Origin of the sequence: Propionibacterium sp., from assembly GCF_047719395.1 — a bacterium.
Lineage (GTDB): Bacteria > Actinomycetota > Actinomycetes > Propionibacteriales > Propionibacteriaceae > Propionibacterium.
Window position 1 is genome coordinate 1 of sequence record NZ_JBDNTB010000071.1, and the last position, 11267, is coordinate 11267.

8 protein-coding genes, 4 tRNA genes and 1 pseudogene are annotated in these 11267 nt (G+C 62.0%); 8 read left to right on the plus strand and 5 right to left on the minus strand.

The genetic code is table 11. The features are described from left to right. Nucleotides 1-704: pseudogene (locus tag ABF648_RS10965) on the plus strand (alpha/beta hydrolase); the annotation flags it as partial. A gap of 138 nt (nucleotides 705-842) precedes the next feature. On the opposite strand, the gene ABF648_RS10970 reads toward ABF648_RS10965, so the two are convergent. After that, a tRNA-Phe gene (locus ABF648_RS10970) sits at nucleotides 843-916 on the minus strand. Between the two features lie 13 nt (nucleotides 917-929). Continuing rightward, a tRNA-Asp gene (locus ABF648_RS10975) sits at nucleotides 930-1003 on the minus strand. Between the two features lie 135 nt (nucleotides 1004-1138). Here ABF648_RS10975 and ppk2 point away from each other — a divergent pair. After that, nucleotides 1139-2059, plus strand: a complete 921-nt coding sequence (ppk2, locus tag ABF648_RS10980) for a polyphosphate kinase 2 (protein ID WP_415632302.1) — start codon at nucleotides 1139-1141, stop codon at nucleotides 2057-2059. A 50-nt stretch (nucleotides 2060-2109) separates the two neighbouring features. Here ppk2 and ABF648_RS10985 read toward each other — a convergent pair. Beyond that, a tRNA-Glu gene (locus tag ABF648_RS10985) sits at nucleotides 2110-2182 on the minus strand. An 86-nt stretch (nucleotides 2183-2268) separates the two neighbouring features. Beyond that, nucleotides 2269-4227 (minus strand): SH3 domain-containing protein, encoded by a 1959-nt coding sequence (locus tag ABF648_RS10990; protein ID WP_415632303.1) that lies wholly within the window; start codon nucleotides 4225-4227, stop codon nucleotides 2269-2271. A 509-nt stretch (nucleotides 4228-4736) separates the two neighbouring features. On the opposite strand from ABF648_RS10990, the gene ABF648_RS10995 reads away from it, so the two are divergent. The 6 genes from ABF648_RS10995 (at nucleotide 4737) to ABF648_RS11020 (ending at nucleotide 9368) form a co-directional block, all read left to right on the plus strand. After that, nucleotides 4737-4809: transfer RNA gene (locus ABF648_RS10995), tRNA-Lys, on the plus strand. Nucleotides 4810-4936: 127 nt separating this feature from the next. Further along, nucleotides 4937-5284, plus strand: coding sequence for a hypothetical protein (locus ABF648_RS11000; protein ID WP_415632304.1), 348 nt, complete (start codon nucleotides 4937-4939; stop codon nucleotides 5282-5284). A gap of 777 nt (nucleotides 5285-6061) precedes the next feature. Next, nucleotides 6062-6715: a hypothetical protein gene (locus ABF648_RS11005; RefSeq protein WP_415632305.1), complete on the plus strand. Its 654-nt coding sequence runs from the start codon at nucleotides 6062-6064 to the stop codon at nucleotides 6713-6715. A gap of 11 nt (nucleotides 6716-6726) precedes the next feature. Beyond that, the gene (locus tag ABF648_RS11010; protein WP_415632306.1) at nucleotides 6727-7770 is read left to right on the plus strand and encodes a helix-turn-helix domain-containing protein; all 1044 of its coding nucleotides are present in this window, start codon (nucleotides 6727-6729) and stop codon (nucleotides 7768-7770) included. A 156-nt stretch (nucleotides 7771-7926) separates the two neighbouring features. Further along, on the plus strand, nucleotides 7927-8859 hold the full coding sequence (locus ABF648_RS11015; RefSeq protein ID WP_415632307.1) for a hypothetical protein: 933 nt from the start codon (nucleotides 7927-7929) through the stop codon (nucleotides 8857-8859). Then, nucleotides 8859-9368 (plus strand): hypothetical protein, encoded by a 510-nt coding sequence (locus tag ABF648_RS11020; protein WP_415632308.1) that lies wholly within the window; start codon nucleotides 8859-8861, stop codon nucleotides 9366-9368. The genes ABF648_RS11015 and ABF648_RS11020 overlap by 1 nt, the downstream gene beginning before the upstream one ends. A 100-nt stretch (nucleotides 9369-9468) precedes the next feature. On the opposite strand, the gene ABF648_RS11025 is transcribed toward ABF648_RS11020, so the two are convergent. After that, the coding region (locus ABF648_RS11025; protein ID WP_415632309.1) for an ATP-dependent DNA helicase at nucleotides 9469-11267 on the minus strand (1799 nt) is incomplete at its 5' end.

Here is an 11267-nt window from a genome sequence, read left to right on the forward strand (position 1 = left end):
TGTTGGTGCGGGAGTGCGGGCTGGGGCCGCCGCTCCCGCGTGGGGCCCCCACCCGGGGGCCGGCCCCCGCCCCGGGGGGGGGGGGGGCCCGCGTGGGGGCTCACCCTCGTCCGGGGTTGCTGAGCGGCCTGATCCTCAACTCGCCCTGGCTGGACATGCAGGGTTCACCTGTCCTGTGGCGGGTGATGTCGCCCGTCACGAATGCCCTGGGCCGGTTCACCCCGCTCACGGAGTTGAATGTGGGGATCGATACCGGGCTCTATCGGCGTTCGCTGAACAGTTCGATGGACGGCGAATGGGACTGGGATCTGCAGCTGAAGTCCAATCCGGGTTTCGTGCCGCGCTTCGGTTGGGGACGCGCCATCATGGCTGGTCATGCGCAGGTGGCCAAGGGCCTGCACATCGACACCCCGATTCTGGTGATGACCAGCGTGCGCAGCAACTTCGCGCGCACCTGGGACGAGGCCATGCACGGCCAGGACATCGTGCTCGACGTGGAGCGCATCGCCGCTGCTGCGGTTCATCTGGGCGACCAGGTGACGATCCGGCGGTTCGCGGGCGGTGTGCACGATCTGGTGCTGTCTCGCCGGCCTGTGCGCGAGATGATCGCCGGCGAGGTGAGCCGCTGGCTGGACGCCTATGTGCGTCCCGAGGGGCTGATCGAGCGGTATCGGCAGGAGTTGGGCGAGCCGCCCACGGCATGAGCCGCTTAGCGGTTCTGGATGGCGCTGTCCGGCATGTTCTGCCATGCAGCTTCCACCACTGTGACCGGATGATGTGAGCGCCGGCGGAGAACAGCCCATCAGCCGGTGCCGACGGGATCACCAGAGGACGAACACGTGTGGCCAGGGGCGGGATCGAACCGCCGACCTTGCACTTTTCAGGCGCACGCTACTACCAACTGAGCTACCTGGCCAGGTCTTGAAAAGCGACCCTGATGGGACTCGAACCCACGACCTCCGCCGTGACAGGGCGGCGCGCTAACCAACTGCGCTACAGGGCCATTCCTTGTGCCGTTCACCGGGGTGAGCAGGCTCAAGAACTATAGCGTCCCTCGCTCTGGAATGCCAAAGCAGCGCTCCTGGCCGGCTGAGCAGAGGTGCTGGTCACAATCCCTGAGCTGGTGGACGATGGGGGCATGGTCTCATCCAAGTCGAAGAAGTCCGGCCCAGACAAGAAGTCCGCCGAAGGCAAAGACGCTGCGAACGACAAGAAGCCTGCCCCGGAGAAGATGCCACAGGATGTCTATCAGGCAGAACTGCACCGTCTGCAGACTGAACTGGTGGAGATGCAGGAGTGGGTGCGCACCACGGGCGCCAGAATCGTCGTCATCTTCGAGGGACGCGATGCGGCCGGAAAGGGCGGCGCGATCAAGCGCATCACCGAGTATCTCAACCCGCGCATCGCGCAGATCGTGGCGCTGCCGGCGCCCACCGATCGGGAGCGCACCGAGTGGTACTTCCAGCGCTACATCGCCCATCTGCCCGCAGCCGGCGAGATCCGGCTGTTCGACCGGTCCTGGTACAACCGCGGTGGCGTGGAGAAGGTGATGGGTTATTGCACGCCCCTGGAGCACCAGCGCTTCCTGCGGCAGTGCCCGATCTTCGAGAGGCTGCTCATCGAGGACGGCATCATGCTGCGCAAGTACTGGTTCTCGGTCTCCGACAAGCAACAGGAAAAGCGCTTCGAATCCCGGCTCACCGACCCGATGCGCCGCTGGAAGCTGTCGCCCACCGATGTCGAGTCGGTGACGCGCTGGGAGGACTACTCGCGCGCCAAGGACGAGATGTTCGTGCACACCGACGTGCCGGGTTCGCGGTGGTTCGTCGTGGATGCGGAGAACAAGAAGCGGGCGCGTCTGAACATGATCGCGCACCTGCTGTCCACGATCCCCTATGAGCATGTGGCCAGGGCGCCTCTCGAACTTCCCAAGAGGCCGAAGTCCACCGGCTACGAGCGTCCCGACAAGTCGCTGCAGCTGGAGGTACCCGATCTTGCGGCCAGGTTGCTGGACAAGAAGGGCGGGCACGCCTACGAGGACCCGGAGGACGCCGACTGAGCTGTGTGGGAAAAACTCGGGCTCACGCCAGGACGTGAGCCCGAGAGAAGTATCCCCAACGGAATTCGAATCCGTGTCGCCACCTTGAAAGGGTGGGGTCCTAGGCCGCTAGACGATGGGGACCTGCCGCAACATGTTAGCGGTTCAGCGCCGCGGGCAGAAATTCCCCGGGCGCGGAACCGGAAACAGCGTCAGTGCGCCGCCCCAGCTCAGGTGAGCCGCACCACGGCCGAGGGGGTACCCAGATAGCTGATCTGGGAGACCACGATGCCGGTGTTCTCGTTGAGGGCGTTGACCACCTGGCCGTTGCCGATGTAGATGCCGACATGGGAGTCATCGTAGAAGAACACCAGGTCGCCGGGCTCGGCATCGGCCAGCGAGACGCGGGTGCCTGCATTCACCTGGTCCCAGGTGGTGCGGGGCAGGCTGATACCGGCCGACTTGTAGGCGGCCTGCACCAGACCGGAGCAGTCGTAGCCCGAGGGGCCGGTGCCACCCCAGATGTAGGGCATCCCGACCTTCGACATCGCGAAGTCGATGGCGGCCTGCGGGGCATTGGTCGAAGGGGCCGGAGTGGTGGAACTCGCGTCGGCGGTGGAACTCGTGTCGGTCGTGTCGGCCGGCTTGGTGGAGCTCAGGGAGTCAACGTTCACCCAGTAGGCGGTGTTGTCCCACACGACCTGAACCCGGTTGTTCTGCACCGTGTCAGTGGTAGCCACGGACGTCGCCTTGGGGATCACCGCGATGGCCGGCTTCGACTGGTCCGCCCCGAGATAGGCGTCCACGTCCTCAGTGGTGTATTTCGTTCCGGTGGTCTGGGGGAGAGCCGAGGCGGAGGGCCCAACTGTGCTGCTCGAGGTATCGCTGGACGTATTGGTGCTCGAGGTATCGCTGGATGCCGGTATGGCCGCAGGAGTGGACGGTTCGGTGGCTGCCGGAGTCGACGGCGTGGCCTGCGGGGCAGCTGTTGACGAGACGGCAGGCTGGGCGGCCGGGCTGGTCGACGTGGCTGTCTGAGCGGCCGGCGTGCTCGTGTCGGTGGACGCCTCCGGTTCAGGAGTGGCGTCGGTGTCGGTGGGTTTGGTGGCCGACACATAGCCCGTGCTGATCCAGTACTTCGAGCCGTTGTAGAGGACCTGGCTCCAGCCGCCGTTCGTGGTGCCGGTGAGGGACACCTCGATCTTTGCGGCGAGGACCCGGACCGACTGCGTGTCGCTGCCTGGGCCGATGCGCAGATTCGCTGCGGTGGTCGTCCAGCCCGGCGTGGTGGTCGTACCAGGTGACGCGACCGGTGCCGAGGCAACTGCCGCAGCAGCCGCTGTGTCAGTGGGTACTGCGGCAGCGGTGGGTTGTGCTGCGGTGGTCTTGGTCGCGGAGGCATCAGCGGCAGTGCTCTTGGATGAGCTGGTCGAGTTGCTGGTCGTGGTGGCGCTCAGCAATGAGATCGTGCTCGGATCCGAGGTGTAGCGCGCATAGTTCGCTGCCACGAAGGCCGCCTGGCCCTTGAAGGTGATCGGGATCCAGCCGTTGGAGGGATCTCCGGTGACGGCGGCCTTGTCGCCCGGGTAGAGCATTCCGATGGACTGATAGGCGGTGCTCTCGCCGGTCCGCACCCACAGGTAGTCGTTGGAGATGGCGGTGGTGATCTTGACGCTGGCATCAGTGGAGGTGCTGGACAGCAGGCTTGTGGCGACCCATCCGGAGCGCCCGTAGTAGTTCACCGGCGTCCAGCCGTCCTTCGGCTGCCCGATGACCGGCACTGAGGTGCCCTTGGCCAGCGAACCCATGATCCAGGCATCATCGCTGGCTGAGGAACGCACATAGGCGCTCGTTGCGACCAGCGCAGTCGACTGCGTGGACTGCGAGGTGACGGCGGTCGTGGCGCTCACGTACTGGGCCAGCACCCAGGCATTCTTCTGGTTGTAGGTGATCGGCAGCCAGCCGTTCTGCTCGTCACCGCGCTGGGTGACGGTGTCGCCCGCAGACAACACGGCCAGGACGGTTGAGTTGGTGTTGGGATCCTGGCGGATGTTCACACCCGTTGTGACTGCCAGTGGCGAGTAGTCGGCCTGGGCGAGGGGGCTCAGTACCAGACCTGCGGTGGCGAGGCTGGCCGCTGCCAATGCCGAGCCGACCGTGATCCGGGCTGTTCTCACGAAGGGATTCACGCCTGATCCTTCCTGCGATGCCGGGCACCGCATGAATTCGTCTGTGCCCGGGGCGGAGGTGCCTTCCCCGGCGCACCAGGAGATGCGCCACACCGGTGCCCCGGGACATGCGGAATTTAGACAGCTCTCAGGTGGATCGACAAGGCCGGGTCCTTGGGGGGAGATCGCCGATGCGGGCCCGGGGCAGGACTCGCGGGGCCAGTGCGGTGGGCTCGGGGTGGGTTTCCAGAATGGCATGTTGACAAGGAAAGACACCGACTTCTGGAGGCGGCGGCGAAACGGTGTGCGTGGTAACTACCGGGCTGCCGGAGGAGGCATTTCGGCACTCGTCATCCCGGTTCAACACAAGGTTGAGGTTCAGCTTTGTCAGATGAAATTCGCTGATTCTCAGGGGGCCGAGCGGCCACAGATGCAGGGATTCGGCCGTGGTGACCCGTTCGAGCGGTCGATTTCAGCGGCCGGCGCAGGTGATTTCGCCCGCGACCGCCCTGCACGACTACAATGAGTGAGCCTCCGTAGCTCAGTTGGTAGAGCAAGGGTCTTTTAAACCTTGGGTCCGGGGTTCGAGCCCCCGTGGGGGCACCTGCGTAGAGAGTTTGAGAACTTTTCCTCCGCAGCCCAAACCCTGTCTTTCCGCTGGTCGCGGGGTTACTACGCCCATGCCGAGCGAGCCGCTGGACCCTCACTGACAGACCTCCGGGGCCCGAACGTGCGCGCGATTGAGACGGCTCAAACTTCTCTCACCGCGCAGCAGGTCGACGATTTGGTGGACCTATACGAGGATGGGATGTCGATTGGACAAATCGCGGAGAAGCTTGAGATCCATCGTCACACCGTCGCCCGGCACCTTGAGCACAGGGGCATCACCATCCGCGTGCGCGGCCTGGCGAACGAGCACATCGCAGAGGCGATCCGCCTCTATGAGGGCGGGCTAACGCTCGCTGAAGTTGGCCAACGTTACGGAGCCAACGCTCAGGCCGTTCGCCGCGCGATCAGTGCCAAGGGGGTCACCATTCGTCCCCGAGGACGGAACCGGCACTTGGTGGGCTCGGCGTAGATGGCTGTGCGTTCACCGAATGCACGGCGCGGCGTTCAGTGCGTCGGCATGGGCAGGGCTCCCCGACGCGCGGACCGTTCGTGCCACCTCCTGCGAGCCAGCGTCAGAACGCTCACCGGCCCCATGACGATGAACTTCATGGCGTTCCAGATGGCCACAAGGATGATCAGATTCAGCCAGCCCGGGCCCCCATCGGCAACTGAACTCGCACACCACACCGCTACCGCGAGGTACGGGACAGCAAGAAGCATGGCTGGGACGCCCCACTTGAGGCCGCGCCTGGTCCGGATGAAGTCCAGCAGGATGTTGGTCGGAAGGTAGCGGCGGGTAAGGTCCCGAGTTCGGACACTCGCCGCCCAGAGAACGCGAAGCATGATCGGCCTCTCGTCACACGTAGTACTCCGTCGAGGAGGCAACTTGTGTGATGAGCACCGGTGAGGGCTGTCCCGGAGGACCCGCAGATAGAGGACGTGCCTCACCCACCATCCTACCCGTCAGACCTCCGCGCGGGCCTTCCCGATCGGCATGGCGAGAGCGCTCCGCCAGAGAGCGTCCTTCGACTACGCGAGCAACTTGGCCGCAACACTGCGCAGCGACCCTCGCTGACCACCCTCCTCAAGCCGTAGGCCCGTTGGGACACCCTGCCCCACGAAGCAACGTCGACGCACCAGCCTTAGTGCTCCCTCCAGGGTCATCAGGGTGCAACTGGTGGATCGTTGCGCGTTTCTCGACCGCACTTGTGGTAGTGTTACACGCATCAGGTCGGAAGGAGACCCCGTGACGGTCGCGACAGTAGTACCACTCAGCCCGCCCAACGACGAGGAACGGCTCGCCCAGTTCGGTTTGTCCACCGAACTGATTCATATGGGCATGCGTCCCGGATTAACCAGGGCCGCGAACCGTAGCTCGCTGGCTTTGCGCTCAACCCCCGGAACTGACATCTACCATGACGGCATGGAGCAGCTCAACCGTCTGCTCGTTCAGCGTGGATGGGATCTTGTGTACATTGACCACCAGCCACGACTGTTGCATCCCGACAGAATCATGGCGTTCACGATTGCGTCAGGTGTTGATGTCGCGAATCCGGATCGCAGGAAGCAGCCTTACACCCGCCGCAAAGGCGACGCGACCCGCGGCGCACTCGATCAGTCGGTAAACGAGACCGCATCCTTGTTCGACATGCCAAATATCAAACAAGAAGAGAAACTGGTTGCAGAGACAGAAGCCGCTCCCCTCTGGCTGCTCCTACACGAACGTACGGAACGCGGGATGAATCTTGAGCTGTCGCGCCCTGCTGTGATGACAGAGAGCGGAAGGATCACCGACTGGAGCGACAGGATTCTCATCAAGTTTCTAGATCTCGATGGTGACTTCACCGTATTCGACCAGCCAGACGATGGCGACATTGACGTGAATGTCGAACCGCGCTAACCGCCTTGCTAATGACGATGTTCAATCCTTCACAGCTCCGATTGGCGCGAAAGCGCCGCGCATTGACACTGACCAAGCTCGCCGAACTGAGCGGGGTATCGCTCCGATCGCTGACCAGTTACGAGAACGGCAGGCAGCCTCCGAACACAGAGAACTTGCAGAAGCTAGCGTCCGCGTTGTCTGTGCCTTCGACATTTTTCTCTCGTGAAACTGTCGAGACGGTCCCCGTCGCAGCCGTCAGCTTCCGCAAACTCAGCAAAACATCAGCCACGAGACGCGACGCCGTACTCGCCAACGCAAGTCTGACGGTACAGTTCTTTGGGACGATCGCGACGAGATTTCGCCTGCCAGAACCTGATATCCCATCTCTAGATAAGCTTACCCCCACAGAAGCTGCTGAACTGGTGCGCCACCGCTGGGCGCTCGGCGACCGACCCGTCGCCAATATGATCCACCTATTGGAAGCTAAAGGCGTGCGCGTCGCCGCCTTGGGTCATGAGTATTCGGACATTGATGCGTTCTGCTTCTTTCGAGATAGCGTGCCTTACGTATTTCTAAACACCTCTCGATCAGCAGAACGTCAGCGTTTTGACGCAGCCCATGAACTAGGCCACCTCGTCTTGCACGGGGAACAAGACATGGATCCGAGTTCTTCCAAGGAACGAGAAGCAGAAGCAAATGAGTTCGCGGCGAACTTTCTGATGCCGAGTTCGAGGGTACTTTCTCAGTCCATGCGCGCTGCCAGCATAGATCGCATCCTGGCAGCTCGCTCCTTCTGGAAAGTGTCCGCAATGGCCATGACGCACCGTCTCCATGAACTAGATCTTCTCAGCGATTGGCAATATCGAAGCACATGCATAGAACTTTCAGACCGGGGATATCGATCTTCGGAGCCTGGAGGCATATCGGCGGAGGGCTCACAGCTGCTTCGCAAAGTCATGTTCGGATCAGCAAACAAGGTCACAATTGCCACCGCCGCAAGGTCACTTGATCTGGAGGCAGATGACGTTGTGGAATTTGTTCGCGATTTGGTTCCAACTGTTGTAGGAACGTAGTGCCATATCAATACACGATGCACTGATCTGCCGGTCAGAATCCTATTACCTCTGAATGTCCGGTTCTATCTTACGGACCAGCGATGCGGGAAAGGTAGTGGCCGGTTCACAACCCACCTACTACATACATATCGACCCAACTACCAAGGAGCGCGCATGGGACGGCGGACCCTAACGGCATCGACACTCACATTTCACCAAAAACGCAAGCGCAATGCGTCAAGTTACGCACCTGCGGATCTTGAAGGACAAGATCTGCTGAATCTGTTTCAGAACTGGGCAAACGATCTCGGTGTCGAAACGTCACAGGATGATAGACAACAGAGCTGGGTGAGCATTGCAAATGTGCGTCGTTTCGCACCTCGTGTCGTGCTGCTAGATCTCAGGGTCGGCTACTACGGAGAGCCTGGTGAGATCGTTGACGTTACCAGCGGCGATACAGTCGGAACAATTCTTGATGATCAAGCGCCTACCGGATCAAATCGAGCCCTTCTGTTCGTCCCGAAACAAGGCCCGACTGCATACTACTTGGCTGAAGAGTCGTCACGTGGATCAGCTGGCGCAAGAGTACTGCGGCTGTTTAAGCGCTATTTCAGTGACTACACCGATTCAATTACGATGACGACTCAGACTGTTACAGAGAGCGAAGCGTGGTCGAAGGGTGCCAAGCTTAAGGAGGTTGAAATTCGATTGAGTGGACATAGTGCGGACATCGCAGATGGCCCGCAAGTTGAAGTTGGAACAATTTCCTACGTCGCTCGACCGGAGCGTCGGAGTGTTTTTCCCGGCCGCTTGCTGGCACAACTACATAAGAAAGATGTGGTGGGCGAACTGGTGTCAGTGCCGGACTTGCCCGAAGACCGCGATGTGTACGTCACTATGGAGCGAGACGGCCGAACGAAAAAGTTCATACTGGGATCAGAAGGCGCCCCTGCGGTTCGCGAGGTTCTTAATGATGCGGGCCAACCAGTATTGACGGATATCGAACTACTGGAAACTTGCTCCGAGAAGGTCTCTGATATGTGCAGTAGAAATTCAGATGTTTGGATTTCGGACTGGAGCAGGTTGGGAAAACATGGTGATGAGTGATGAGCAAGTCATCGCTGTTTGGTATTCCTAAAGATCACTTTAGGACCCTTTACGATGCTCATACGGAAAAGGTCCGCTGGAGGGACTTGGCGAGCCAAATTGTTGTCCCGGTTGCTTGCGGAGGTTTGACTGCACTTAGCGGTGCGAAGCTCGCCGACGTGTCTGCGGCGGTTGCAGGTATATCTATTGTCGCAGGACTACTGTTTTCAATGGCGGTGTTTCTATTTCAACTCCGTATCTCACTGCCAGACGATCGACGTCTTCTACCAAAGGATTTGGACCTTATTGACGAATGCATGAAGAACACTCTTTGGGCGATTGTGTGGGGACTGACACTCGTGCTCTTCTTGGTGGTCGTCGGTGCGGGTGCCTGGATCTCAAGCGACGGTTCCGGACCTATTTTGACGGGAGTCGCGGTCGGTGCCTCTGTTCATTTCTTGCTGGTGATTGGCATGTGCTTGAAGCGCCTTCGCCGCGCTTATGAGCGGATAGGGATGAGGCGCGATTGAAGTCCTTCTCTCAATGGACTACTCGGGTTTCGTCTTTGGCGACGGGTGATCTGTTCCAGAGGGAAATTCCGCCAATGGAGTCTCAGTCGTTCCGCATCGTTCATGTTGAGAGACGCACAACCCGTGACTTTGAGCGTCGCGCAGCATCCTCGGTCTGAGGTCGCTCTGTGGCGACGGTGCGGGCCGCATCAAGCGTTACCCGGGCTCTGGCCGCGTCAATTCTCTGAGCGACGCTCTCGACTGGCGCTCCGAGTGCCGTGTCGGTTGTGACTTGATACCGGTCCCGGTAGGCCGCTACAACTTGGGCGGAACGTCGCCAGGTGTCCAGCTTCCTCGCGTTCGTGGGCTGCGGTCCTAGCTCCGCGGTCCACGGCGCTGCCTCGTTGAACGCACGGTCGAGGACGGTGTCGGCGCGGACTTCGATGAGGTCACGGCGTTCGTTGAGCGCCTGCCGCATCTGGTTGCTCATGGCCCCGGTGGCTTCCGGGATGAGACCAGCAATCAGCCGCGGTGCCTTGCGGGCGCGTCCTGATCCGGCTGGACGTGCGGTAGCCATGGCAACGCGGTGGTGGAGGACGGCTGCGACATCGTCAGCGTCGTCGAGCCGTCGCGCACGCACCAGCTTCGGCAGAAGACCGTCGACGTCGTGATGATTCGCTTCTGCCCGGCGCAGTTCCGCGGTGAGAGGCCCGAATGCGTCGGACGCGAGCACGTCGGCTGCCTGGGTCTCGGTGAGGCCGGAGTTCTGAATGAGGGTGGCCCAGCGGTCGTGTTGGGCGGCTGCGGCGATGGTCTCGTACTCGGCAGCCAGCTGAGCAATCGACCCCCAGGTCTCCTGCTCGGCGGTGATTGTCTCGTGAGCCGATAGTTCTGCGCCCGCGTGTTGAAGGACTCCGTACAGGACGCTTCGGCTGGTAGCGCCCTGGTTGTCGCCAGGATGCGGAACATCGTGAGCGACGTCGGGTTGGTCGACGGCGACGTAGGCGGCATTCGCGTCCCGTCCGCGGGTCATGGCCACGTACAGGTTCTCCCGCATCATGGACGAATCTACGAGAACGTGGGCAGTGTCGGTGGTGATGCCTTGCGCCCGATACGAGGTCACCGCGTACCCAAGCTCTACATGCTCGCCGACATAGTCGGCGGGAACGATGACAGTCGCGCCCCTCTTGGCGCCGTGGCGTTGGAGTGTGATGGAGCCATCGTCACGGACGTCCATCACGTTCCATCGGTCGCCGTTGCGCACCCATCCTCGGCCCGCGCGCAGGCGACGGTCGTTGCGTCGGGTGATGACGACATCGCCGGTGGCGGCGCGCGCCCCGTCGTGGAGGTCGACTTCCCTTGGGCCCCGGACGACCCCGTCGAGGATGAGGTCGGTGCGTGCTCGGGTGTTCAAGGCGGTGACTGACTCGTTGGAGTCCGACACGAGAATGGTGGCCTTGCCCGCGAGGAGGTCGGCGCGCCAGGCGGTGTAGGCGGCGTCGATCATCTTCTCGGTCTCCCCATCGTAGATGCGGCCGTTAGCGTCGTAGGTGTCGATGACCTCGGTGCGTCCGTGCCGCAAGTCCAGGGAGGCGGTCTTCTCCCATGCGTGGGTGAAACGGTGGACGTCCGCCAGTTCGGGCACATCTCCTCGGTCGTGGACCAGTAGTCCGAATGCGCCGCCCGCATCAACGGACTGGAGCTGGGCGTAGTCACCGACCAGTAGAACCTTCGCGCCTGCCTGTGCAGCGAGGTCGGTGATGCGGTCAAGGGAGAGCGTGCCTGCCAGCGAGGCTTCGTCCACGATGACGAGTTGAGCGGGGGGGGGGGTGGGGGCGGGGGTCTGGTGGGGCGGGGCCCCGTAAGCGGCGCGGTCAGTGGCGGGCCGCCCCGCCCACGCCCCCCCCCCGCGCGCCCCCC